The sequence below is a fragment of the Granulicella tundricola MP5ACTX9 genome (assembly GCF_000178975.2).
Lineage (GTDB): Bacteria > Acidobacteriota > Terriglobia > Terriglobales > Acidobacteriaceae > Edaphobacter > Edaphobacter tundricola.
Genome location: NC_015064.1, coordinates 3,630,100 through 3,653,882 on the forward strand (window position 1 = coordinate 3,630,100; position 23,783 = coordinate 3,653,882).

The following is a 23,783-nucleotide window of genomic DNA, read 5'->3' on the forward strand; positions in this document are numbered from 1 at the left end:
AGAGGCGTACGAACGATATGTCACAGGTATGGCTTATTACAGGAAGTTCCCGCGGTCTCGGACGAGAATTTGCAATCGCTGCTCTTGAAGCAGGTCACAAGGTGGCGGCTACTGCGCGAAAGGTGAGTGATCTCGAAGACCTGCAGAAAACTTACGGTGAAAATGTGCTGCCCATTGCCTTGGACGTGACCAACGAAGCACAAGCATACGAAGCGGTACAGAGCACGATTGCCAAATTCGGTCGCCTCGATGTTCTGGTGAACAATGCGGGCTACGGCAATGTCGCGCCTGTTGAAGACACGAGCTTGGCCGAGTTTCGAGAGCAGATTGAGACGAATCTGTTTGGGACGATCATTTTGTCAAAGGCTGCACTCCCGCACTTCCGCGAACAGAAGAGCGGGCATTTTATCCAAGTGACCTCGATCGCTGGACGCATGGGACCAATCGGTCGTGCTCCCTACGCTGCTGCGAAGTGGGGCGTGGAGGGGTTCTCTGAGACCCTGGCAAAGGAAGTTGCGCCGTTTGGCGTAAAGGTCACGCTTGTCGAGCCAGGCGGATTCCGGACGGATTTTGCTGGCGCCTCCACAAGTCTTCAAGAAGGGCGACCTGAGTACGACGAAACGGTCGGCAAGACGGCCCGCTTCCAACGCGATTTCAATGGCAAACAACCCGGAGATCCCAAGCGCGCCGCCGCTGCTCTCTTGAAGATCGCGTCAGAACAGAATCCTCCCTTCCGCCTCATAGTTGGAAGCGACGCCTACAATGCCATCGAAAAGAACGATCTGGCGAAGATGGAAGCGGCGAAAGAGTGGAAGGAACTGAGCATCTTCACAGACTTCCCGAAGGAAAGCGCCTAGAACGTACCTGCTCGAGAGGAGCCTTTGACCACATGGCTGATGGCAATGATGTTGTGACAGACCTTCTGGTTCGCAATTTGCTTGAGATCTTAAACGAGAAGGACGGCGCGATTCGTCGGGCTCTCCTCGTTGAGTTGTGGTCAGAGGATGCCATCTTTATCGATCCCGAGGCGGCACATCAGGGAACGGAGAAGATCGATAAAGCGATTGCGTGGCTCGCCCAGTGCTTTCCGGGATCACCTTCTCCGTGGCTGGTCCCGTACGTTCACAACATGGCGTAGCTTGCCTTCCTTGGGCTTTTGCGCCCAAGGAGATGCCAACACGCATCACCGGAATCGACATCGGAGTAGCTAAACAAGGAAAGCTGGCCGCGCTCTTCACTTTCATCGATGCAAAGAGCGCATAGCGTTTGAGGCTTAGGGCAGCATTGCCCCTCCAATGGCGGGGGCAACGCTGCCAGGCTTAGATCATGTAGCCGCCTGCAACCTCGATAGACTGACCATTAATCCAACGATTTTCATCTGCTAGCAGACTGGCGATGACGCTGCCAACATCCTGCGGCTCCCCAACTCGTCCCAGAGCGGTTTGTCCAGCAAGCATCGCCTCAAACTCATCGTTCAAACCACCACCCAAATCGGTTCGAATGGCCCCCGGAGAGACTGCATTCGCGCGAATCCTGCGCGCACCTAACTCCTTTGCCATGTAGCGAGTCAGGACCTCAAGACCTCCCTTGAAACTCGCATATGGTGCCACTCCAGCCGTTGCAACGCGCGTGGTCGCGCTCGTCACGTTCACGATGTCTCCGTTGTCCGCCATGAGTGGCAGGAGCGACTGAGTGAGAAAGAACGGGCCTTTGAGGTGGACATTGAACAATCCCATGAAGTCCGCCTCTGTCACCGCTTCGATAGGCTTGAACGCCCCATAGCCAGCATTGTTGACTAGGCAATCGAAGTCGTCTCGCTGCCACTTCGACTGCAAGGCGACACGAACTGAATCACGAAACGAGCCAAACGTGGAACTTTCGGCGACATCTAGCTTTAGAGCCAGGGCAGTTCCCTCGGCCTTGGTGATCTTTTCGATGACGGATTCAGCGGCTGCCTGGTTCTCGTTGTAGGTCAGGATGACTCCCAAACCTCGCTTAGCGCACTCGATTGCTGTTGCCGCTCCGATGCCACGACTTCCGCCGGTGATGATGACGATTCTCATTTTGTTGTCTTCGCTTCCTCTTACGGAAGTTAGCCGCCAGGACCACTTCGGTGCTCGCACAATCCTCCCTAAGACCTGCCTAATCCTGCTTTGTTGAGGAATCTCGGTGCGCGATGCGAGAAGATGGATTTATGGAGATGCAGCTCAACGAACTGCGAAGGCTGGCTGCCCGAGCCGAGAACCGTCGAACGGAAACGGGGATTCCGCGCATTGCAATGGTTAAAGGCGCGGTTCCAGAACATCGTCTTGCCACCGTCTACGAACCGATGATCAACCTCATTGTTGCAGGGAATAAGACGATGACAGTCGGAGACCGAAGCTTCCGATATGACCCGGCCACATACTTTGTAATGTCTGTCGATCTGCCTGCGGTGGGGGCGGTTGAACCCTCCGCAGATGGCGAGCCCTATCTTGCCGTAAGTCTCACGCTTGAACCCGTTCGTCTCGCTCAATTGCTCGGCGATCTGCCTAAAACTGCAACGGAAGGGCGCTGCAGTTCCGGCTTCTCCGTGGCTCCCGTGACACCGGAGCTCCTGGATGCATGGTTGCGGATGCTCCGTCTCCTCGACCAGCCGACCGAGATTGCTGCGTTAGCCCCGGCGTACGAGAGAGAGATTCTCTTCCGCGTCTTACAGGGGCCGCTGGGCTGGATGCTTCGGGAAATTGCGGCGCCCGAGTCTACGGTCTCAAGGATCGGTCTAGCCATTCAGTGGATCAGAGAGAATTTCGCTCTGCCACTCCGCGTGAAACCCCTTGCCGATATGGCCGCGCTGAGTGCATCCGCGTTCCATCGTCATTTCAAGACAGTAACGGCGCTAAGTCCACTCCAATATCAAAAGCGCGTTCGGCTGTTGCACGCTCGGACTATGTTGATTGCCGGTGAAGGGAATGTGACTTCTACAGCATTCGCTGTCGGCTATGAGAGCGCAACGCAATTCAGCCGCGAGTATGCGCGTCTATTCGGTAGCTCTCCTTCGAGGGACGCCATTGACATCGCCAATAAGGTGCGGGGACATGCCTGACCTCGTCACCAGAAAGGAGACATCCCCGTCATGCCAGTAAAGCTACCCAACAACAAGACGTTGAAGAAGGCGATCGAGACGAAAGCCTTCCGAAAATCGCTGCAGTTCCTTAAAGGCAAGTCCGCCGCGTTGGCTCCATACCGGTCGCTGGAGGATCTGTTCTTCGAGATTGAAGACCATAACCCTCCCTCTCTTGCCGGAGTGGAGAAACATCTTCAGGAAGTCTGCTGGCGGTTTCGCAAGACGCTTTATGCACACTCGGTTTTCATCGGGGGCTCAGTACTCGACCAAATCTTTTACGACAGGATTCGAGACCCTCAAGTTGTCGACCCGGTTTTATCGGCCCTTACCCTCATTCGCACTGTCGGGATTCACAAGCCAGGACTGATCCTCTACCCGCTGCACTCATTCAGTCTCTTGGGGATCGCCCTCTTGGAGCGGTTTACATCTGCGCGTCTTGAGTTCTTTGTCACCGAAGCAGAAGTCTGCGCGAGAGCGCAAACGAATTCTCTCGGAGGCACGATTGAGTTTCTTGAGCGGGCCGCCGAGAGCTTCGGAATCAAACGGGCTATTCCCGTCGAATCGATGGAGCACTATGAGCGAAGCCGGCCGACGAAGTGGCTGACGCGGAATACACTTTTGGCGGTAAAGGCTCACGTTTTTTCGAATGACTACTACGAGAACCACCGATTTATCATTCTGCAACTGGAGAGGGCAAGTTCGCTTTTGTTCTGTTTGGCTTCCCTTCAGGGGGGCTTTCCAGTCCTGAAAGCTGACACGCTCTTTTCTTCCACCAGAAACAACAACTGGGAGACTCAGGACATTTTTCATTTCCTGCTCTTCGAGCCGAAGGCCGGCAGCGCAAAGAAACTTGAGAGCCGCTGCATCCCCATGAACGCTCGGACTATCGAACTCGCCGAGCTATGCAGCGTGAATGTTGGAATTAACCTCAAGGCGTGGGTTCACAGAAGACCGCTCATGGAGCGGGTTTGCAAGGCCCTCAACGCTATTGAAGCGGGCTACCGGCAATCGAACGTGCTTTCTTCTGTGGAAACAGTGATGCACAGGGTCTTCAAGAAGATCATGCAGTCCTTACGTTATTTCCGCAGGTCTTTCCGATACACAAGTGGTGACGACGACATAGTGATGTTGGCAGTTGCATTGGAGAGCCTACTCACGGATAGCTACGCTCCGGGCGGTGGCGAGCGTCTCAAGCGAAGGGCTGGTCTGCTCTTGAAGGGTCACCCACGCAGGGCCATATGCGTTGAAGAGATTGGCAAGGTCTATTACGCGCGTAACCAGGTGGTTCATACAGCAGAGCGGGAACAGGATGTTGATGTGTCGATCGGTAGAGAGGCTTATACGCTATGCCTCTTGCGTCTCGTAGACCGTCTGCCCTCTCTGCCGCAGGTGGCAGGTAACCCAATTCAGCAGATCATCGGTGATACGCACGCCGACCCTCCTGCTTTGCCGATGAGCAGTTCCTCCGGGTAGTAGAGATCAAGGGGAAGGTGCAGGAGGAGGAACTCGACTCCTGCCGCGCAGCCGGCGAGCGAGGGCCGGAGACAGAGCGGGATGAGGGTGCAGGGAGAAACCAAAGCGGGTTCTCCCTGCCGCTTTTTACAAAGACGAGAGAACGACCCCGGACGAATCCGGGGCCGGAGTTGAGCAATCGTTACGCTGCTTTCTTGGCGGAATCGGTGTTCTTCGACGCAGCTTTGACGGCAACGGGCTTGGCTTTCTTGGCCGGGGCTCTGTTCGGCTTGACGGCCTTCGGCTTCTTCGGAGCGAAGACGTTCTCGGCTTCGGTGAGGAAGTCGAGTTCGTTCTCGCGGGGAATGCCGACGTGTTCGGTAAGGACGATGCGCAGGGCGAAGCCGTTTAGCTTGCCGTCGGCTGTGTTGGAAAGAGCATGCAACACGATCTGGTCTTTCGAACGCTCCTCGTTCTCTTCGCCGCTGAAGTGCGACGCAACCTCTTCGAGAAACTCATAGGGGTTGATGTTGACGAGCAGACGAAGGAACATTCGCTGCTGTTCGGGGCTGAAGGTTGCTGGTGCCTCTTCGACGATGCGTTCGAAGGTCGCGAGACGTGCCTTGCGCAGTTTTTCGCGGCGGGCTTGGTCGGCCTCGTATTGCTTTTGCTGGCGTTCAAACTCGGCCTTGCGCTCTTCCTCCTTCCGCCCCTGCTCGGCGTGGTATTCCGCCATCTGGCGTTCATGCTCGGCCTTCCGTTGCGCAGCCTCTTCCTCCGTCTCTTCTTCGGGCGCTTCGGCCATGACGGGCGGCGGTTCCACGTCTTCGTCGGCGTGGTGTGCGTGGTTGGTATGTACTGCGCATTCGTCCTCAAGGCAGACAGTGACCGTTCTGCCTACGTTCTTCCCGAACACGATGATGGCGGCCTTCGCGTTCGGGCATGGCGGCTCAGCATCGGGGTTATCCGGTTCCGCAAGTTCGCGGTACTGGTTCTTGTTGAGGGTGCCTGAGCGCTGCTCCTTGGGGGAACGCCACGCGGTTTCGATTTGCACTAACTCCGGACGGGTGGCAACCTCGCGGTCGATGTGCGCCGTCACCTTGGCTTGAAAGCACGCCCCGTCCAGGCACTGGTCACCCTGCACGCCGGCAAACAGGCTGGTATTGAATCCGCTGCGGCGTGGGCAGGTGACGCAAGCCCCGGCCTCGGGTTTGAGGGTCGGGTCTTCGCGGTCGAACGGTGCGTCGGCAAGGTTCAGATAGAGGTTGTTCTGAATCCATGCGCTCAGGTGCTTCGCCGGGAGCAAGTGCGCTTCCTTGTCCTGCCAGTCCTTGCGCCAGCAGTTCTCGAACGCATCGGCCTGATGCTCCTGCGGCAGTCGAGCAATAAGGTTGGCGTGGCTGGCGGTGATGCGCTCTTGCACAAACGCCTCGGCCACCTTGGGGATGAGTTGCAGTAGGCTGAGCCGTGCGTAGATGTGGCTTGCACTCTTGCCGGACTTCTCGACAAGAGCGGCCACGTCGTAGCCGGGAACGTCGAGCAAGCGCTGGAATCCCTGCGCCTCCTCATATGGGTGAACATCCACGCGCTGCGAGTTTTCGACCAACTGCCATTCGATCGCTTCGGCGTCGTTCAGTTCCTTGATGTGTGCAGGAACGGAGAACTCCTCGGCTAAGAGTGAGGCACGGTATCGCCTTGCCCCTGCGACCACTTCAAACCCGTTGTCCTTGGGTCTGACGACAATGGGTTGAATCAGGCCATGGTGCTTGATGGAGGCGGCAAGTTCCTCCAACTTGGTCTGGTCGAAGGTCTGGCGTGGATTGGTCTTGGACTCGAAAAGCTGGTCGATGGCGATGTACTGGAACGGGCTGCTGTCTTGCATGGGAATGCTCTCCTTTGGGCTGTGGGGGTTGGGGTCGTGAAGCGTACACGCTGCCCTGTATCCGCTCCGTAGGCGGGAAACTTGGGTTAGGTGCGCTGTCGCTCGAAGGCTTCTAGAAAGCGCTGTTCTCGAAGGTTCTTGTCCCACAGCTTGGCGAACTTCTGGTGTTGGTCGTGGAGTTCGGAGTTGTAGACATACATGCCGCACTGAATGAAACGGCTCCATTGCTCGACGGCAACGTAGTCATTGCGCCAGTAGTAAGGGTTCAGGTGCGCTCCCCCGGCGAGTCCAAGCTCGAAACACATCTCCGGGTAAAGCATGGCGTCGCCGTTCTGTTCTCCGTAGTGGCAGACAGAGATTGCGGGGAGTCCGCACGGCCCCGACTCGTCCCCGGCTTCGATTACCAGAGCCATAAAGGGCGGGTTCTCGATGTGAAGGTGGAGGCCGTGGTTCCAGCCTCCGGCGGTCTTGAGTATGCGGAGGATGGTGTCCATTACGCAGCCTCCTGCAATTCCGGGTCTTCCTCCTGTTGCTGCGGTGTCTCCTCGCTGGCAACGGCTGGCTCCAAGCCTCCGAGGATGACGCTGGCGGTCTGCTGGATGACTTCCAAGCTCTCGGCCAACAGCGAGGCGTTGCCGTGGTAGAGCTGGATATAGTCAGCGGAGGCGGTTCCGTTGACCAGTCCAACGGCTTTGCCGACGACAAAGGCCACGGCTTCGGCCTCCGTCTCTCGCGCCGTCTTGGTGGTGGCGGTGCGGCGTTCGGCCTTGTGCAACATTTCGTGCGCGGTTTCGTGAACCAGCGTCGAGAATTCTTCGGCCTTAGTTTGCCCGGGAAGGATGGCGATGCGTCCGCCGTAGCTCATGCCGAGCGCGGGGGCAATCTTCGGGTTGTAAACCAACTGAATGCCCTGGCCTTTGATAAAGGCGGCAAGGCGCTCAATGTTCTCGCCGGGGTCGCCGGAAACCTCGTGCATGGATGGGAGGTCGACGCCGTTGGTCTGCGAGATATCGAAGACGTAGGCGTTCCGGAAATCCACCAATACACGCTCGTTCTGCTTGGTGATGTCCTTCTCCGCTTCCACGGCCTTCTTGCGGCGAACGCCGACGATGGGGGCAAGAATGCGAATGCCCTTGGCTCCTGCGTTGACGCTGCGGCCAAGGTTCTTCCATGCCCAAAATCCGGCCACGCGGGTGGCGGTGGGCATCTGCCGCGCGATCTCCAGCACATTCCCAAAGCTGTAGTTATGGAAACGGCTCATGGCGGTGAGGTAGTCGGTAAGGGCTTCGGAGTGTCCTGCCTCCAACTGCTCAATTAAGAGCTTGACGTTGGCGGCGATGAGTTCCTGTTTGGTGGTGGGCTTCTTGCTGTCGATGGCGTTGGCGGTCATGGTGTCTCTCCTTTGCGGTTGCTGTTGCCGTTGCACGTCCGCGTTGAATCGCGGCATGTACATGCCGAACGCCACCTGGCGAAGGCGGGGGTAGCAAGGTGCAAGGGGAGGGGTCTCTCCCATCCTTGGAACGGAGGCGAAGCTGGAGTGGAAAGGACGAGCGCAGCGAAGGTCTGCACAAGCGCAGCGCGGAAGACTGGGGAAACCCCTTGCGCCGCGCGATCGGGGCAGAGCCCCTTAGCGAGGTTTGGCTTCCTTATTCGTGCGCGTCAGCGTACAAGACCTATGAGGGTGGGTGTTGCGGGCGGGAACGGCCCGCTGAGGTGGGTGGTGGAAGACGCTCAGCGGCTGGAGACAGGGAGGAGCGAAGCGCCTCCCTCCTTCCACGCAAAGCTTGTGGCCTGCTCTATTCCAAAGAACCGAAACTGGACAGCCATGAAGCGATGGGGCACGTCTACGAGGTGCGCAATTTCTCTTGCGTCATGTTTTTGCTCGCCTATGGGGCTCTACAGTCTCTGCGTTCACGCCTCACAAAGTGAGACTTCGCGAATCGGTCTCGGCATCAGTACAGAGCTTTATGGTTTCCGACGGACGAGAAACGGGTACAAGATTTTGGGAATGGGCCTAATCGTAAGGCTAGCTTTCGGTGACGAGTTTCGTGGTCGATCCGGTCGGAGTTCGAGCGCATCTGACATCTATGTTCAAGAGTGAAATTCAATCGCGGAGGTCGACGAACTCACCACGTCAGATCTTATTCGCGAGCTTAATCGGTAGTACGATCGAGTTCTTTGATTTCTACATTTATGGCACGGCATCCGTGCTCGTGTTTCCCAAGCTATTCTTTCCGGCAAACGACCCAGCTTCATCCATGCTAGCTTCGCTCGCTACGTTCGCGATTGCGTTCTTGGCCCGGCCTCTTGGCGCAGCCATTTTTGGGCACTTTGGCGATCGCTTTGGCCGCAAGACAACGTTGGTCGTTGCGCTCTCCACAATGGGAATCTCCACCGTCGCCATTGGTGCGTTGCCGACCTATCGCTCGATTGGCTTTCTGGCGTCACTCCTCCTTGCGCTATGCCGTTTTGGACAAGGGCTCGGCCTGGGTGGCGAGTGGGGTGGTGCCGTGCTGTTGGCGATTGAGAACGCGCCGGCCAAGAAGCGCGCCTGGTACGGCATGTTTCCCCAACTCGGCGCGCCGATGGGCTTCTTGCTCTCGGGTGGAGTGTTTTTGCTGCTTTCGCGATGGCTCACGAATGATCAATTCTTTGGCTTCGGCTGGCGCCTTCCCTTCTTGGCCAGCGCAGTCTTGGTACTTCTCGGTCTCTATGTAAGGCTGACGATCGCCGAAACGCTAGTATTCCAGGAAGCTCTGGTGCAAAAGGAACCGGTACGGTTGCCGATTTCATCCTTGTTTCGCAGGCATGGGAAAGCTCTTCTAGCTGGAATCACCGTGTGTCTCGCCACGTTCGTTCTTTTCTACCTCATGACCATCTTCACTTTGTCCTGGGGAACAACGGCCCTCGGCTATAGCCGTAGTAAGTTCCTTCTGATGCAGTTGTTCGATGTCCTGTTCTTCGCGGCAGGCATACCGATTTCAGCGTTACTGGCAGAACACGGACGGCGTCGGGTAATGATGTGGGTTACGCTGCTCATCGGTGGTTTCGGATTCGTCATGGCTCCGCTGTTTACTGCTGGTACCAGTGGAACCGTTGTGATGATGGGAATCGGGCTCTTTCTGATGGGTCTGACATGGGGTCCGCTTGGAACAGTGATCTCCGAAATCTTTCCAACGTCCCTGCGTTATACGGGTAGCTCTCTAGCTTTCAGCATTGCCGGTATCTTGGGAGCTTCACTTGCACCGTACAGCGCCACATGGTTGGCCAAGTCGTATGGCCTCGGATACGTCGGCTATTATCTCTCGGTTTCGGCGGCGCTGACTTTTCTCGGACTGCTCGGGATTCGAGAAACCAAAGACGACGATCTCGCAACTTCAAGTCAGAGCTTTCAGTCAGGTCAGAGCAGGGCTCATTTGTAAGCGCCGACACAACGACGCCTTGCAAACACTCATAAGGACGTCCGGAGGATATTGCCGCGGTGACTTCAAGCAAAAGCTTCCTCAAGTTGGAACATGTGTCAGTCGCTCGCGGAGCGACTATAGTTCTGCACGATATATCACTGCGTGTCGCACCCGGGGAACACATTGCGATTCTTGGTCCGAACGGATGTGGCAAATCGACGCTGATCAAATTGATGACGTGCGAACTGTACCCGATCGTACTCCCGGGTGCAAGCGTGGAGATCTTCGGACCTTCACGTTGGAACGTCGCAGAACTACGACGCCGGCTTGGTGTCGTTACGTGTGAGACTCCGCCAAAGTCAGCGTTGGACACGTCAGCGATGGATGTGGTCCTGACCGGTTTCTTCTCGTCATCCACACTCTGGCCAAACCTTACGGTCACAGCGGACATGCGATCCGCAGCTGCAGAGGCGTTGGAGTATGTAGGAGGAACCTATCTGGCTGACCGGCCACTAGGGCAGTTGTCAGCCGGACAGCAAAAGCGAGTAGTGATCGCGCGCGCGCTGGTTGGGAGCGGCACCAGTGAAGGCGATCGTGTGCTCTTGCTCGACGAACCATCCAACGCCCTTGATCTAGCAGCGCAAGCAGAGCTTCGTCTGACGATGCGGAATTTGGCCAAGACGGGGACGGGAATCATTCTTGTGACCCACCACATTGCGGATATCGTTCCCGAGATCAACCGCGTATTGATGATGCGCGAGGGCCATTTGATCGCGGATGGCCCGAGGGAGGTTATGCTCACTGAAGAGAAGCTTTCAGGGCTGTTCGAGACGCCCGTCAACTTGAGCTACCGCGACGGCTATTTGCACGCGTGGTGACGTTACTTATCCTTTCAAGTTGGCTGATTAAGTACCGTTGTCTTTGGGTTCCTGTCAAAGTCAATCAGTCTGATACCCCTGCGCTATTGAGCCCGAACTGTTGTGGCCTACATGCTTCGGGCGCCCAACTGATTCGTGTTGCTGGAGCGGTTTGACTTAGTCCGTCTAGGGCGCATCGATTGATCGGAATGCCGAATGGAATGACTTCGCCAGCCACTACGCGACTTGTGGTCGATCTCATGCAAGCGAGCGTACGATGAATCGCGTACGCTGCGCGGCCGAAGTTGATCTAGGCTGACCGTACTGGTGGAGTTACACACTGGTGCAAGATAACGGGTTCGCCTCCGTCATCGCGGGTAAGTTTGCCTTCGAGAACGTGCCTGGCGTGGAGCGTCGCTGTGAACGTGCTGCCGTCTTCGAATTCAATACCGATTTCCGGTCCATACGGCCCATCTTCGAAAAGCTTGAGCGAACGGACGATGCGGCCGGCAGCTTCCTTACACTCGATCATGGTTTCGCACTCCATGTGATCCTGACCCCAGCGGAGCATATCACACTCATCGTGTGTAGACTCATAGTGGTCAGGCACGAAGCATGGATATGTGCCTGCTCATTCTCCCAAGTTCCTGTTTGGAAAGTCCATCCGGACACTACGGGAAGAGCGCGGGTATTCGCAGGAAGAACTCGCGGAACGTGCGGGTCTCCACCGGAATTACGTCGGAGGCATTGAGCGTGGCGAACGGAACGTTGGCTTGGAGAACATCGTCAAGCTAGCGAAGGCACTTTCGGTAAAGTCTCGCGACTTATTTGAGAGCCTGCCGTAGCCGACTTTGGGGTACGAACGTTCCTGCCCCCAGAGTGGTCGTGGAAGCCTCGGCACTCCGTGCTTGAGCCTGCGGATTCCTCGCAATCGCGCTATACAGTCACACTTCATCGGAGCGAAGAACGCTCTACACTTGCCTTTGCTGGGCAAATACAGGGCGAACATGCGATGTAGGTCACGGAGTCTTGCATGTCCAAGCTGCATCAACTCGAAGTTGCTATGGAGAGGCTGTTTGCCGAAGATGAAGGACTACCGTGTCCAGCCGCAGCCGAACTCCGAAGAAACTTCGCTCAGCACGTCCGTTAGACTTCGCGTTTCTGAAACCACACAACTGGTCGATCTTATTAACACGGCCTTCGAGGGCATCCCCAAATGGGACGCCTTCGCTCAGCATTATGGAGGATGCGAGCTGTGCAATACCTGAATCGACGTCACACTGATGGATCTCCGATTTCCAAAGGCCAGCGGCATTGAAGTCATCGGTGCCCTCAGGAGGCTCTGCCCTGTTTCGCGGATCATCGTGCTGACCAGCAAAGGGGGATGTTCAGCCTCTTTAAGCGTTCAAAGCGGAGTGGGAGGCGAAAGGTCGAGATTCGCCCTTTATGTGTAACGTAGATTTCCCTGCAGAACCGCCACGGACAGACTATGCCGAGTTCAGACGCAAACTGACCAGGGATGCGCATTCCTAATCGACTTCCATTCGGGTCAGTCTGAATAGACACTTTTGTGTGAAGTGCGCGCGCCGCAGGCGGTAAAGGGGAGAAGTGCAGGAAGGGGGACCGAGCGTGTTACCAAACTCGCCAAGTGTCTTGCGGGACTGAATTGCTGACGACAAGCCGACTTGTAGGGACCGATCCGTCTAGACACGTCCCAAATTTCTACCCTGGGTTTGCTTAGGCCTCCGGCGCAGGTTGGACGACTTCAGTGCGAGCAAAGCTCCGAAACAGAGCTACAACACGGTCAGCAGCATCCGGCGCGTAGAACATCTCGGTGTTGGCCATCGTGTCCGCAGTCATGTGCCGCATCCGATCAAACATCTGTACCTCGTACTTTGCAATCGCCTCAGAGGAACTTCTTTCACTAAGGAGTAGCTTCGATAGCACCAGCGCGTCAAGCATCGCCATGTTCACGCCTTCTCCTGCGTAGGGCGGCATGACGTGCGCCGCATCGCCGATTAATGTGACGTTGGGCTTTGGCTCCCAACGCTGATCGGATGGGCATGTCAGTAGCGGGCGCCAAACCATTGATACAGCCTCTCTGAAGAGAGGCTCCCATAACTTACTCCATCCCTCGAAGTTGCCGTGGAACCACGCGACCCGCTTATCCGGGCTGGTGGCCTCTTCAAGGCTCTCCCTCAAGACATCGTCTTTCGTCTTCAATCCCGCGTACACCAGCACGCTACCGTCAGACTTAGTGCCCATGCCTATCGTTCTTTCGCCTCCAAGAGCCATGAGCGCTGCCCCACCGAGGAGACTCCACAACTCCGGTATGGTTTGCTTTGCAGCAGGAACCATCGCCTCCACAAGCGATACACCTACATACTCCGGCTGGATCGGAGTGACCAGATTGCGCAGGCGAGAGTTCGCACCGTCGCTTCCGATGGCGATGTCGCCCAGTGCCGTCTTTCCGCCGGCGAAACGTAAGAGTACCTGGTCACCACGCATCTCTGCATACTCCAGCTTGCAATCCCATTGCACCGTCTCGGGCTGAAGCGAGTCGAGCAAGAGATCGCGCAGTGGTCCGCGCTCAATCTCAGGTCGCTTCCCATCACCGGACATGCGGCGAACATGATCGTGAAGAACTGTTCCTCTGGCGTCGGTAAGGCGAAGTCGATCAAGATCAGGGCGGTGGTTGGCCCAGAACGCTTCCATCAAACCGGCAGCCTCTAGTGCCGCCAGCCCGGAGCCTTCGTGGAGGTCTAACGCGCTGCCCTGCACGCGTGCACTGCGGCTTTGATCTCGCTCGTACACCACAACCTTAGCGCCACTCTGTTGCAGCAGTCGGGCCAGCGTCAACCCGCCAGGTCCTCCTCCAACAATGGCGATGTTCTTTCCGTCAACGGCACTCGTAGATATGTGTTGGGTATTGTCTTGCATTACCGCTCCTAAGGATGTTCGACCTGAGCGGTTCGTCGGTTGCAGAACCACACGGACGAACAAGATGGACGCATAGCGTCTGTTGTTCGTCGTGGGGATCATTTGCAGAAAGCAAACGACCAGAGATTTCGTTTCCGAAAGGACTTGGGCTTACCAAACCAAGTCTGCCTCTTCCGACAGAAGCAGAATACCATCCGAACGCGACGCCAGTAGCAGGGCAGGATCGCTCCCGATAATGTATGGTCCGCCGCGCGACTGCAAGGGTTAGTTTGGGCGAGAAGACAAGTCTGCGCAAATGTATTCGGCCTTTGAGTGGAGATGCTTCCTCCTGGCCATGATGAGATGCGCGCGTGTGTGGCCTTATAAACGCCTCGGTCGTTGAAGACCATTATCAGGATCAGGCTCTTAGACACGCCGTTGTGACTGTTCTTTCGTCCTTGCTGTCCTATGCAGACTTCGGTGGGGAAAGTTTATAGATCCGTCGTCGGAGTGAGGGAAAGTGGGAACGCGAAGCGTTTCCAAGCCGAAGGCGTCTTTTCCTCACTTGCTCAGGCTGGCACGGTTGTTGACCTGTACTCGTTGCCGCTCGACAGTACCGCCCAGGCGACACGGGCGAGCTTGTTGGCCATGGCGACTACGACGACGTTCTTATGAGCCCTGGCGTCCAGCTTGTCTAGCCAGGCCCCGATGGGCGCACGGTCTCGCCGGATGCGCAGCACGGCAGCTCGGGCGCCGTGGATCAGGATCTTGCGCAGGTAGACGTTGCCTCGCTTGCTGATGCCGAGCAGCTTCGCCTTGCCTCCAGTCGAATACTGTCGCGGCACAACGCCCAGCCACGCAGCGAACTCGCGGCCCTTGCGGAAAGCAGCGCCGTTGCCGATTGCAGCAACGATGGCTGTCGCAACCACCGGCCCGATGCCTGGGATCTGCCGGATGCGCGTGCAGCCAGCATCTGCCGCGGAGATCCGCTCCAGTTCGTCATTGAGTTCTTCGACCTGCCGCTCGACGGTCTTCCACTCATCCCACAGCGTGTTGATCAGGTTACGCATCAATGGCGTCAGGCCGGCTTCCGCGTTCTCGAGGATGTCGGCCATGGCAGCCTTGAGCTTCGCCGGCGTCTTTGCAAACACCAGACCTCTTTCAAGCAGGAACGCGCGCAGTTGGTTGATCACGGCCGTCCGTCGAGAGATCAGCCGGTCACGAACACGGTGGATCGCCTGCAGATCCAGCTGGTCATCTGTCTTGATCGGGACGAAGCGCATGTTCTTGCGATCCACCGCCTCAGCGATCGCTTCCGCATCAACGAAGTCGTTCTTGTTCGACTTCACGAAAGGCTTCACAAACTGCGCCGCGATCAGACGAACATCATGGCCCTGACTCCGCAAGGCACGGCCGAGGAAATGAGCTCCCGAGCAGGCTTCCAAACCGATCAGGGAAGACTGCAAGTTGGCCGTATAGGCCAACAGCTGCTTCTTCGAAAACTTTTTTTTCACCAGCAGCTTGCCAGCCGCTCCCAATGCCACAAGATGAAAGGTCGTCTTCCCCAGGTCGATGCCAACGGACTGTATCTGCATAGCGATGATCCTCCTTGTCGAACCTGCTTCTACGATCCTCCTGGTAACACGGGAGAATCAAGCGGCGGACCATCTCATTAACGCCCTTCTCATCAACGATCATCAACTGACGGTAAGCCGACTTGTCAGAACTGTAGCGAATCCCGCCTCGCATCGCTCTAAGTGACACTCGCCATGATAGACGCCCATCACTCCTGAGACGAACTGAACTCTTGAGCGACATGCGAGGCGGCGTCGAAGGACTACAAAACGTTTCTACTCGCAGCGGCAGTTTTGATCGTGGCGCGAAGGCCTGCGTTCTCAGCCTCGAGCGCGGCAAGGCGGTCCTGCAAGGGGCGGAGAGCGGGCTGCAACTCTTCAACGGTGTACCGCGGCGTGATGTGCTGAGGACAGTTCCAGTCGAAGCCCTCGACGTGTATGAGGATGGCGCGCTCCGGAATGTCCTTCGGATCGGCGGGGCGGAGGCGCTTGATGAGTGTGGCTGATTCGGAGTCGCTCTCGTGAATCTCGACGCGGCCGAGAATCTTCAGCCGCGTCTGGTTTGGGTAGTCCATAAAGAACAGGGCTACACGCGCGTCGTGCTCCAGGTTGCCTAGCGAGATGTACTGCTTGTTACCCCGTAGGTCCGCGAAGGCGATGAGCTCGGGCGCGAGAACCTTGACGAAGCCAGCCGCACCGCCGCGATGCTGGATGTAAGGCCAACCGGTCTCGCTCACCGAGGCCATGTAGAAGCTGTCACGCATCGAGAGGAACGTCTCTTCGCTGATGCCCAGGCTTCCGCCGGTCGCACCGCCTTGAGCCATACGCTCATACTGGCGACGGCTGCCGTGCTCCTGCTGGTGCGCTTTGACTACGTCAGTGAAGGCAAGCTCATGGAAGCGGTTTCCCATTGGTTTTATCCTCTCGATTCAGAATCTATGGGGTGACCTGCGGAGATTGCAGTTCCTGAACTGTCGTTACCCCGCGCGATAGATTCGATCCGTCTCAAATGCGGCAGACTCCGGCAAGGGCCTGCATGTGGGCAACTCTACCAAGTTGTTGGGTCGTGGCTTTCGTGTCTCCGGCTCGTATCGCGCTCGCGCATCTATCCGGCCCGGCGCTGGGTTCGCGCGACCTGAAAGCTCTTGAGGACAGCCCCGGCCGGGGAGAGAATTGGAACCTCCTTTGAAGTCCCATAAAGCATTCTCGTAGTGAGGCCACCATCAACGACGCTCAGCAAGGCAGCAGCCACCACTTTCTTGTCGAAGGCGTAGGGCTTCAGCAAATTGATGAGATAGGCAAGAAACTTGTTTTCGTGTTCGACCGCTATCCGGTGGAAGGGGTGGTCAAAATCTGGGTACTCGGATGCGATCCGAAGGAACGGGCATCCGATGATGTCGACGCGATTGACTACGCGTTCGATCCTGGCTAAGGCTTCATGGATGTCTTCCGGGGGCGCAGGACTATCGAGATACTCAAAGAAGGATCGGTCGCGATATTCAAGGTAAGCGGTCACCAGGTCATCTTTGCTCGGGAAATGCCGGTAGAAGGTCGCTTTTGCGACCTCGGAGACGGACATGATCTTTTCGGTCCCGGTGGCTCGGACCCCCTCTGTGTAGAAGAGGCGATCGGCAGCTTCAAGGATCCTCTCCCGCGGCTCGGATTGTTTTTGCGAATTCATCAGATTCATGTTGACAGAAGACAGACCAGTCTGTCTATACTATTCCTGCATTGTAGACAGACCTGTCTGTCTTTGCTCTGTTTTACGAAAGGATTACGACCATGAATACGCAAGTCGCCCTCTTCAGTCCCGTTGACCTTGAAACCGCCCCCGAGAAGTCTCGTCCGCTCCTGGAAAACGTCCAGAAGTCCTTCAAGTTCATTCCGAACCTCTTTGGAGTGTTCGCAAACTCTCCGGTCTTGCTCGAAGGCTACATGGCGCTGGAGAAAGCCTTTGACAAGGGCAGCCTTAACGCAGTGGAGCGCCAGATCATCCTGCTCTCCGCCAGCGTTGAGAATCGCTGCGGTTATTGCATCGCGGCGCACAGCACGGTGCTGAAGGCCTTCTTGCATGCTCCGGCCGAGGTCGTTTCGGCGGTGAGGGCAAACGAGCCCGTGTCCGATCCGAAGCTACAGGCGCTTGTCGCGCTCACCAAGGAGATCGTCACGGAACGCGGACACGTGAGCGAGCAGGTCATGGATAACTTTCTGGCCGCCGGATATCGAAAGGATCAGGTGCTTGAGGTTCTGATCGGGGTCGCACTCAAGACGATGAGCAATTACCTGGATCACATCTCCCATACGGAACTCGATCCGGCATTTCAGTCGGAAGCCTAGAGCCTCGTTCTGACGGAACCATCAACCACACCGCTGATCAAGAAAGGAATATCGAAATGGCAAAGTTCGCATTGCTTGTTGAGTTGAAGGCTAAACCGGGGAAGGAATCAGAAGTCGAGGCGTTTCTGGAGAAGGAGGCCAGTCTGGTGAGAAAAGAACCTGGAACGCTGTCCTGGCATGCTGCCAAGGTCGAAGGTGAAGCTGGGGTCTATCGTGTCTTCGACACCTTCGACGATGAAGCTGCCCGCGAAGCTCATTTGAATGGCGAGGCGGGGCAGGAGCTCGTGGAGAAGGCTGAGGAGCTGTTCTCCGTCGCTCCTAAAGTTTATCGGCTCGGGGTGGTTGCCCAGAAGTGAGGTCCAGAGACGGTGCTTCGTTGTGAGACGAAGCGCCGTTGGATCGCTACCCAGATACCGATTGTTAGCACTTTGTCCCTCTGCAGCAGGCAAAACACAACTGAGCAATACCAGGGAGAACAACTCATCATGGACACTCAAAAGCAAAAAGAACAGAACTCATCTAAGCCGACAGTCGTGCTTGTGCACGGCGCTGTCGAAGACTCCTCACTCTGGACTCATGGCGTGATCCAAGGGCTTCAGCGCGGCGGTTTCCCGGTCAAGGTCTTCTCCAATCCCTTGCGGGGCTTGTTTGTCGACGTTGCCTACCTGCAGAGCTTGCTCGACACGATCGAAGGGCCCGTCATTCTTGTCTCCCACGCGTACGGCGGGGCTGTCATCACCCAGGCCGGGGACGACCCAAAGGTCAAGGCCCTTATTTACGCGGGGTCCCCTATGCCCGGTGTCGGAGAATCTACAAACGATTGTCTCGAACGGTTTCCCGGCGGCGACTTCGCCTCTTCCGTCGATCTGATCGCCTACACTTTGCCCGACGGCATCACCGGAACAAACGTACTTGTCAAAGCCGACAAGTATGGCTACCTCCTTGCGGCCGACGTGCCTCAGGACTTGCTTGCCCTGATGATCGCCACACAACGTCCCATCGCAGCGGCAGCCCTCAGCGACGTACTGACATCGGCTGCATGGACGAGCAAGCCAAGCTGGCAAATCAGGCCTCTGCTCGATCCCGTCATTCCCCAGGAAGAGTTCAAGTTTGAGGCTGACCGAGCCCACTCTACTGTCATTGAGCTGAACTCATCGCATGCCATCCCTATCACCTACCCGGACGTTGTGGTCGATGTGATCGAACAGGCTGCCCGCGCTGTCACGAAGTAAGGGTGGTCCTTCCAGTAAAGGTTCCTGCGCCACTTTGACTACGGCGCAGGAACCGAGCAGGAGTTTCGAACCGGACCGTGGTTCTGCATCTGCGGTCCATCACAGCAAACTACTAAGTTGTCGAACAACTGGAGCAATCATGGCTACCCTCTTCGAACCAGTTCATTTAGGCTCTTTGCTCCTGGCAAACCGCGTCTTCATGGCCCCTCTTACGCGTACCCGCGCGGACGACAACGGCGTGCCAAGCGAATTTGCGGCGACCTATTATTCGCAGCGAGCTTCGGCTGGACTCATCGTGACCGAGGCGACGCAGATCTCTCCGATGGGCAAAGGCTACAGCAACACTCCGGGGATTCATTCCACAGACCAAGTGCGGGCGTGGAGCCGAATCGTCGATTCCGTTCACCATAGCGGAGGCCGAATCTTCCTTCAGTTGTGGCATGTCGGCCGAATCTCTCATTCGTCCTTGTTGCCAAATAATGCTCAGCCCGTTGCTCCGTCGGCAATCCGTGCTAACGCGCACACGCACATTGCCACGGGTTCCGCTCAGGTGTCCGAGCCAGTGGCTTTGACCGCTAGTGGGATCGAAGAGATCTTGTCGGACTACCGGCGTGCCGCCAGCAACGCGAAGCAAGCTGGATTCGACGGGGTCGAGATCCACGCGGCGAATGGATATTTGATCGATCAATTCCTCCGCACGGGAACGAACCGTCGAACCGATGATTACGGAGGCCCCGCTTCTAATCGAGCGCGCTTTCTCACGCAAGCAGTCGAACGGGTGCTCGAAGTCTGGGACAGCAAGCGGGTGGGTGTGCGAATCTCTCCGACCGTCGACTTCAACGACATGCGCGACGATAATCCACTCGACACCTTCTCCGTTGCAGCGGGAATGCTCAACGACTTTGGGCTTGGCTACCTCCACGTCGTGGAGCAGGCGCAGGACAGCACCGGAAGCGGCGAGGAGGCTGTTGTCCTGTCAACTCATCTGAGAGCGCTTTGGAAAGGTCTCTACGTTGTGAATGGTGGTTACGACGGACCGAGGGGTGCGGAAGCCTTGCGGACGGGTCGCGCCGACGCTATCGCATACGGTCGGGCTTTTCTAGCCAACCCGGATCTACCAAGGCGGCTACAGCTCCAAGCCGCGTTGAATGAACCCGATCCAACGACTTTCTACGGCGGGGGCGCTGCTGGTTACACGAGCTATCCTTGGCTTCCCTAACCCGGTCGCTTCAGAATGTGCGGATGAGGTGTTCGCATTACCGAAGACGGCCCCGTCCATACCCGTACGTAATGAGAAACGCTCTTCTCGTCATCTGCAATATCGATGAGTGCGAAATCGCCAATGCGCTCATTGAGGAGGTTGGGATCAGGAAGTCCTGTTGCTTTCGAATGCGACCAGGATCGCAGAATGTCCCTAAGCGTGCATCTGATGGAAGAGCCCCTCTTTGGAAAGAAATCCTTAGACTAGAAGCCGATTCCGAAATCATTCTGCTGCTTGGTGGGCTGGGCGAATTCTGTAACTGCGATTTCCTTGGAAGAAGCGAATTCTTGCTGCGGCGGGCTGGTGTATAGAGCGAGATCCGCTTTGGAGGACGCTGCTTGGAACGCCTGTTGGGTGAGTCCATCGCCAGTTGCGATCACACGTTCTGCGCGAACGTCCTTCAAAGAATCGACGACGTAACCGTAGTCGATGTGCTGTGCCTTTTCAGGAGGAACTTCGGCGATCTTGCCGGAATCCATCTTTACCCTCATGGCGTGGTCTTCGCCGATGCGGGTGACAGTCCCAAGGTCACCGGAGCGCACACCCATGTCCTTGTCATAGCGAGTGAAGCGGACTCGCTCACCTTCCGCTACCTCGCGTGTTGCCTCTTGGTAAACACGGCTCTCGCGCGTTGCGGTTCGGAGTTGTCCGGGATTGTAGGAAACCTCTTCCCGCGTGGCATCAAAGCGAATGGAGAGAAGATTACCGCGCGAGGTCGTGGAGACTACGGTGGCCTGGCTTTCGTGAGGGATGCCATTAAGACCGGGGCTGCCGGTCTTGTACTGGATTTTTTCGCCGGGCTGGTAGCTGTCGACGCGCATCTTGTTTCCCGTCGCTTTCTCGATCAGAACTGAAATAGCCTGAGCGTCGCGGCCAAGTTTGCCTTGGGCGTAGAGGTCGGCGCGAACGAGCTGGGTCAGCTGCTCGCGCTCCGCGCGGTCAAGCGCCACGATAACGGAACGCTCAGGGCGGCTCACGTACTCAGTGGCGACAGCGGCGAGCCGCGAATCAGAGTTCTTGTACTCATGCACCGCGACGGTCCGGGCCTTCGAAGCCTCCTGCGTTGCGCGCGGCTCGGGCTTGGCTGTGAAGTCGAGAGCGGCGGTCTTGGTCACATCGGTAGCGAGCCGTTGGCCCAGCGTTGCAGCGTCGTTCGTATAAATCCTCGCGTCTTCGGAGGCACGGGAGATCGCGACGTAGGCGAGCCGGTTGTTGATGAGGCTGCGGCTGGATTCGGTATCGATATTGGCGATCACTCGATCTGTGGTAAGTCCCTGAGAGCTGTGGGAGGTGACAGCATAGCCGTGGTCAAACTGCCGAAACTCAATGGGATTGAAGCTGACAGAACGCTGTTCCTTCCCATCCATGAGTACGGTGAGTCGGTCCGGCTCCATTCTAGTAATAGTTCCCATGTCGCGGTTCGAAATCCCCAGATCCTTATAAATAGCCGAGAACTGGAGCCGGTCACCGGTGGCGAATTCCCGGCTGGTCTCGCGATAGACGTTCACGCCATAGACCCGCTTGGGGTCGTACTCGACGTTGACGCCATTGGGAAGTTCCACGGTTAAGCGGTTCGTAGCCGCATCGCTCGACCGCACCACACCGAAGCTACCGCGCTCGATCCCCTCGGCTTTGCTGCCGCGTTCGTACTGGACGACATCTCCGGGGCGGTACATCGCCGCCCAGGTGCGGTCGGGGCCGGTCATATCCGAACGATGGGACAGAGTGAGGAACTGCCGACCATCCTCGGCCAGCTTGCCGGCTTTCAACAACTCCCCGCGTACGGCCTCATTGATCTGTTGGCGGCTACGGTTGTCCGGGGAAACGATAAGTGTGTTCTCCGGCTTGGCGGCGTAATCTCGCGCGATAGCGGCGATGCGCTCCGAAGCATTGGCAAGCTCGGTGACACGGCCCTGCTGGGTGAGCAGAGCGATCCCCATCTCTGTCTCGTTGGTGGCAAGGTGCTGCACAGCACGCAGCAACTCCGGGTCTTTCTGCCGCATGATCGTGTCGAGCTTGGAAGTCTGCATCCCCGCCTCCTGCATCTGCTGGAAGGGTCGTCCTGCATCGACGCCCTGATGCTGGCGCGTGTCGCCAATGACCAGAACACGATCCTGCGGGTGTATCTTTTCGAGAAAGGCCCGCATCTGTTTGGTGCTGGCGAGACTGGATTCGTCCAGCATATAGAGATGTCTGCTGGAATCGGGGGCCTTCTGCCGGGCAAGGAAGCTCTGAAGCGTGTTGGCCTCGATCCCAGCTTCGCGTAGCTGGCCTGCGGCTTTCGAGGTCGGGGCGAAGCCTTCGACCTTATAGTTACCCTGCTCCGCACCCTCGCGGATAGCGGCCAGCGTGCTCGTCTTCCCGGTTCCGGCTAGCCCCTGGAAACCGTGTATCCGGTCGGTGCTGGTCAGCACCTCGCGGATAGCAGTCTGCTGCGCCTCATTCAGGAAATCGCGAGACGTGGCCTGCCGCTCTGCTGCGGCTGTGGACAGCATGGGAGCCGATGCGCCCTGTCCGTTAAGGACATGCTGCACGTTTGCTCGCTCGTCGGCAATCGTCTCAGGGGTCGTGAAGCTGCGACCGGAAGCATACTTTTGACCTTGGACGGAACGGAACTCGCCTTCCGCCTGTCTCCGCTGGAACTCGCTCTGCACATCGGAAAAGCTGACCTCACCCATCCCACGACGTAGGGCCTCGCGCATAATAAGCCGCTCATCGGCCACAGCCTCGCGCTCGAAAACCTTCTCCTTTGCGAAGGCAACCGCCCCACGGGAATCCGGCTGCACGCTAATTTCCTGAGCCTGGGTCAAGGCGCGTTCGCGCGCGTCGGCGACCACACGTTCCGGCTGGTCACCGAAGTCTTTAGCCATCTCCTTATGGGCCGCCAGCACTTCGGCAGGCGTGAGGGTTTGTTTCCGGTCACGGGTGGCATGGGCGGCGATCTGCGCTGCCTCCGGTCCCTGGAATCCGACACGTTCCATCTGTTCTTTGATCTGCCGAGAACGGGGACTGGAGGCGTCAAGGTATGCCTGTGTGAAGCCCAGAATCTGGGGTGCACCGCTCTGTCCCGGCTCAATTTCGTAGCCTAACTTGCGGAGCTGGTGCGTCAGCACCGATTGGTACACGGCGGTCGCATAGTTCTGCGACTCGAAGAATGTCCGTTCCTGGATGGCACGGGTGGAACCATCTTCCCGTTGCGTGACATTAAAGATGATGGCGTGGGTATGGAGCTGCGGTGCGGCATAGCCGTTTACGGGCCGCGCGGTGTCATGTTCAAACTTTGCGGCGACGAACTTCCCGGTCACTTCGGCGGGGTTGTTGCCGCCGATCCGCGCATGCGTGTACTTCTCTAACTCCTCCAGGGCGGTCGTCACGGCAGCTCGGTGTGCCTCTGTCACGCGCTCGTCGCCGCCAACGAGGGCAGTGAGTGAAACGGACTTGGGAGCGGAGAAGGTCGCATCCCATCCGGCCCGGTGCTGGACGGGTTTGGTCACCGAACCATCCGCGTTTGTGTATTCCTGTCCTTCTCGGTGCCGCACCATCTGCGCCTCGGTCTGCGGGTGTATACCCTCGGTCAGACGGGAGAACTCCAACGGTGCCACCTCTCCAGACAGGCCAAGGGAAGCGGCAAGTTTGCCCTGCCACTCTCCTTTTACCGTCTCGTCCTGTTTGTAATAGCTCTGCGCATCACTGGTGTACTCCAGTTTGTGATACGTCTGCGCCTGGGCGGAGCTGATGGCTTTCGAGATGGTGAGCATG

At 57.4% G+C, this 23,783-nt stretch carries 20 protein-coding genes; 11 read left to right on the forward strand and 9 right to left on the reverse strand.

What is annotated here, in order from left to right; all coding sequences use genetic code 11:
- Positions 1-17: 17 nt before the first annotated feature.
- On the forward strand, positions 18-857 hold the full coding sequence (locus tag ACIX9_RS15720) for an oxidoreductase (RefSeq protein WP_013581478.1): 840 nt from the start codon (positions 18-20) through the stop codon (positions 855-857).
- 32 nt (positions 858-889) lie between these two features.
- Positions 890-1,138, forward strand: coding sequence for a nuclear transport factor 2 family protein (locus ACIX9_RS15725; protein ID WP_041597154.1), 249 nt, complete (start codon positions 890-892; stop codon positions 1,136-1,138).
- A gap of 181 nt (positions 1,139-1,319) precedes the next feature.
- Here ACIX9_RS15725 and ACIX9_RS15730 read toward each other — a convergent pair whose 3' ends face one another.
- Complete coding sequence (locus ACIX9_RS15730; protein WP_013581479.1) at positions 1,320-2,063, reverse strand: SDR family NAD(P)-dependent oxidoreductase; 744 nt, start codon at positions 2,061-2,063, stop codon at positions 1,320-1,322.
- A 131-nt stretch (positions 2,064-2,194) separates the two neighbouring features.
- Between ACIX9_RS15730 and ACIX9_RS15735 the strand changes: the two genes are divergently transcribed.
- On the forward strand, positions 2,195-3,085 hold the full coding sequence (locus tag ACIX9_RS15735) for an AraC family transcriptional regulator (protein WP_041597867.1): 891 nt from the start codon (positions 2,195-2,197) through the stop codon (positions 3,083-3,085).
- 30 nt (positions 3,086-3,115) lie between these two features.
- Positions 3,116-4,579 (forward strand): hypothetical protein, encoded by a 1,464-nt coding sequence (locus ACIX9_RS15740; RefSeq protein ID WP_013581481.1) that lies wholly within the window; start codon positions 3,116-3,118, stop codon positions 4,577-4,579.
- Between the two features lie 181 nt (positions 4,580-4,760).
- Here ACIX9_RS15740 and ACIX9_RS15745 read toward each other — a convergent pair whose 3' ends face one another.
- From ACIX9_RS15745 to ACIX9_RS15755, 3 genes are all read right to left on the reverse strand, one after another.
- On the reverse strand, positions 4,761-6,440 hold the full coding sequence (locus tag ACIX9_RS15745; protein WP_013581482.1) for a ParB/RepB/Spo0J family partition protein: 1,680 nt from the start codon (positions 6,438-6,440) through the stop codon (positions 4,761-4,763).
- Between the two features lie 86 nt (positions 6,441-6,526).
- Complete coding sequence (locus ACIX9_RS15750) at positions 6,527-6,934, reverse strand: DUF6908 domain-containing protein (RefSeq protein ID WP_013581483.1); 408 nt, start codon at positions 6,932-6,934, stop codon at positions 6,527-6,529.
- Positions 6,934-7,830, reverse strand: coding sequence for an ArdC family protein (locus ACIX9_RS15755; protein WP_013581484.1), 897 nt, complete (start codon positions 7,828-7,830; stop codon positions 6,934-6,936). The genes ACIX9_RS15750 and ACIX9_RS15755 overlap by 1 nt, the downstream gene beginning before the upstream one ends.
- Before the next feature lie 697 nt (positions 7,831-8,527).
- On the opposite strand from ACIX9_RS15755, the gene ACIX9_RS15760 reads away from it, so the two are divergent.
- The 3 genes from ACIX9_RS15760 (at position 8,528) to ACIX9_RS24890 (ending at position 11,546) form a co-directional block, all read left to right on the forward strand.
- A complete protein-coding gene (locus ACIX9_RS15760; protein WP_013581485.1) occupies positions 8,528-9,862 on the forward strand; it encodes an MFS transporter in 1,335 nt (444 codons plus the stop codon).
- 95 nt (positions 9,863-9,957) lie between these two features.
- Positions 9,958-10,722 (forward strand): ABC transporter ATP-binding protein, encoded by a 765-nt coding sequence (locus tag ACIX9_RS15765; protein ID WP_232298873.1) that lies wholly within the window; start codon positions 9,958-9,960, stop codon positions 10,720-10,722.
- Between the two features lie 602 nt (positions 10,723-11,324).
- Positions 11,325-11,546 (forward strand): helix-turn-helix domain-containing protein, encoded by a 222-nt coding sequence (locus ACIX9_RS24890; RefSeq protein ID WP_013581488.1) that lies wholly within the window; start codon positions 11,325-11,327, stop codon positions 11,544-11,546.
- Positions 11,547-12,438: 892 nt separating this feature from the next.
- On the opposite strand, the gene ACIX9_RS15780 is transcribed toward ACIX9_RS24890, so the two are convergent.
- The 4 genes from ACIX9_RS15780 to ACIX9_RS15795 form a co-directional block, all read right to left on the reverse strand.
- The gene (locus ACIX9_RS15780) at positions 12,439-13,641 is read right to left on the reverse strand and encodes an FAD-dependent oxidoreductase (RefSeq protein ID WP_013581490.1); all 1,203 of its coding nucleotides are present in this window, start codon (positions 13,639-13,641) and stop codon (positions 12,439-12,441) included.
- A gap of 548 nt (positions 13,642-14,189) precedes the next feature.
- Positions 14,190-15,215: an IS110 family RNA-guided transposase gene (locus ACIX9_RS15785; RefSeq protein ID WP_013578785.1), complete on the reverse strand. Its 1,026-nt coding sequence runs from the start codon at positions 15,213-15,215 to the stop codon at positions 14,190-14,192.
- 242 nt (positions 15,216-15,457) lie between these two features.
- Entirely contained in the window at positions 15,458-16,105 is a 648-nt protein-coding gene (locus ACIX9_RS15790; protein ID WP_013581491.1) for a pyridoxamine 5'-phosphate oxidase family protein, read from the reverse strand.
- 194 nt (positions 16,106-16,299) lie between these two features.
- Complete coding sequence (locus ACIX9_RS15795; RefSeq protein ID WP_013581492.1) at positions 16,300-16,884, reverse strand: TetR/AcrR family transcriptional regulator; 585 nt, start codon at positions 16,882-16,884, stop codon at positions 16,300-16,302.
- Positions 16,885-16,976: 92 nt separating this feature from the next.
- Between ACIX9_RS15795 and ACIX9_RS15800 the strand changes: the two genes are divergently transcribed.
- The 4 genes from ACIX9_RS15800 to ACIX9_RS15815 all read left to right on the forward strand — a co-directional run bounded on the left by ACIX9_RS15800 (position 16,977) and on the right by ACIX9_RS15815 (position 19,982).
- On the forward strand, positions 16,977-17,531 hold the full coding sequence (locus ACIX9_RS15800) for a carboxymuconolactone decarboxylase family protein (protein WP_013581493.1): 555 nt from the start codon (positions 16,977-16,979) through the stop codon (positions 17,529-17,531).
- A gap of 56 nt (positions 17,532-17,587) precedes the next feature.
- Complete coding sequence (locus ACIX9_RS15805; protein WP_013581494.1) at positions 17,588-17,887, forward strand: putative quinol monooxygenase; 300 nt, start codon at positions 17,588-17,590, stop codon at positions 17,885-17,887.
- 129 nt (positions 17,888-18,016) lie between these two features.
- Positions 18,017-18,763: an alpha/beta fold hydrolase gene (locus ACIX9_RS15810; protein ID WP_013581495.1), complete on the forward strand. Its 747-nt coding sequence runs from the start codon at positions 18,017-18,019 to the stop codon at positions 18,761-18,763.
- Positions 18,764-18,902: 139 nt separating this feature from the next.
- A complete protein-coding gene (locus ACIX9_RS15815) occupies positions 18,903-19,982 on the forward strand; it encodes an alkene reductase (protein ID WP_013581496.1) in 1,080 nt (359 codons plus the stop codon).
- A 245-nt stretch (positions 19,983-20,227) separates the two neighbouring features.
- Here ACIX9_RS15815 and mobF read toward each other — a convergent pair whose 3' ends face one another.
- Positions 20,228-23,782, reverse strand: coding sequence for a MobF family relaxase (gene mobF, locus ACIX9_RS15820; protein WP_013581497.1), 3,555 nt, complete (start codon positions 23,780-23,782; stop codon positions 20,228-20,230).
- Between the last annotated feature and the right edge of the window lies 1 nt (position 23,783).

Excerpts from the sequence above, each read along its gene's own strand:
- ACIX9_RS15720 (WP_013581478.1), top strand. The coding sequence starts at position 18 with ATGTCACAGGTATGGCTTATTACAGGAAGTTCCCGCGGTCTCGGACGA.
- ACIX9_RS15725 (WP_041597154.1), top strand. The coding sequence starts at position 890 with ATGGCTGATGGCAATGATGTTGTGACAGACCTTCTGGTTCGCAATTTG.
- ACIX9_RS15730 (WP_013581479.1), bottom strand. The coding sequence starts at position 2,063 with ATGAGAATCGTCATCATCACCGGCGGAAGTCGTGGCATCGGAGCGGCA.
- ACIX9_RS15735 (WP_041597867.1), top strand. The coding sequence starts at position 2,195 with ATGGAGATGCAGCTCAACGAACTGCGAAGGCTGGCTGCCCGAGCCGAG.
- ACIX9_RS15740 (WP_013581481.1), top strand. The coding sequence starts at position 3,116 with ATGCCAGTAAAGCTACCCAACAACAAGACGTTGAAGAAGGCGATCGAG.
- ACIX9_RS15745 (WP_013581482.1), bottom strand. The coding sequence starts at position 6,440 with ATGCAAGACAGCAGCCCGTTCCAGTACATCGCCATCGACCAGCTTTTC.
- ACIX9_RS15750 (WP_013581483.1), bottom strand. The coding sequence starts at position 6,934 with ATGGACACCATCCTCCGCATACTCAAGACCGCCGGAGGCTGGAACCAC.
- ACIX9_RS15755 (WP_013581484.1), bottom strand. The coding sequence starts at position 7,830 with ATGACCGCCAACGCCATCGACAGCAAGAAGCCCACCACCAAACAGGAA.
- ACIX9_RS15760 (WP_013581485.1), top strand. The coding sequence starts at position 8,528 with ATGTTCAAGAGTGAAATTCAATCGCGGAGGTCGACGAACTCACCACGT.
- ACIX9_RS15780 (WP_013581490.1), bottom strand. The coding sequence starts at position 13,641 with ATGCAAGACAATACCCAACACATATCTACGAGTGCCGTTGACGGAAAG.
- ACIX9_RS15785 (WP_013578785.1), bottom strand. The coding sequence starts at position 15,215 with ATGCAGATACAGTCCGTTGGCATCGACCTGGGGAAGACGACCTTTCAT.
- ACIX9_RS15790 (WP_013581491.1), bottom strand. The coding sequence starts at position 16,105 with ATGGGAAACCGCTTCCATGAGCTTGCCTTCACTGACGTAGTCAAAGCG.
- ACIX9_RS15795 (WP_013581492.1), bottom strand. The coding sequence starts at position 16,884 with ATGAATCTGATGAATTCGCAAAAACAATCCGAGCCGCGGGAGAGGATC.
- ACIX9_RS15800 (WP_013581493.1), top strand. The coding sequence starts at position 16,977 with ATGAATACGCAAGTCGCCCTCTTCAGTCCCGTTGACCTTGAAACCGCC.
- ACIX9_RS15805 (WP_013581494.1), top strand. The coding sequence starts at position 17,588 with ATGGCAAAGTTCGCATTGCTTGTTGAGTTGAAGGCTAAACCGGGGAAG.
- ACIX9_RS15810 (WP_013581495.1), top strand. The coding sequence starts at position 18,017 with ATGGACACTCAAAAGCAAAAAGAACAGAACTCATCTAAGCCGACAGTC.
- ACIX9_RS15815 (WP_013581496.1), top strand. The coding sequence starts at position 18,903 with ATGGCTACCCTCTTCGAACCAGTTCATTTAGGCTCTTTGCTCCTGGCA.
- mobF (WP_013581497.1), bottom strand. The coding sequence starts at position 23,782 with ATGCTCACCATCTCGAAAGCCATCAGCTCCGCCCAGGCGCAGACGTAT.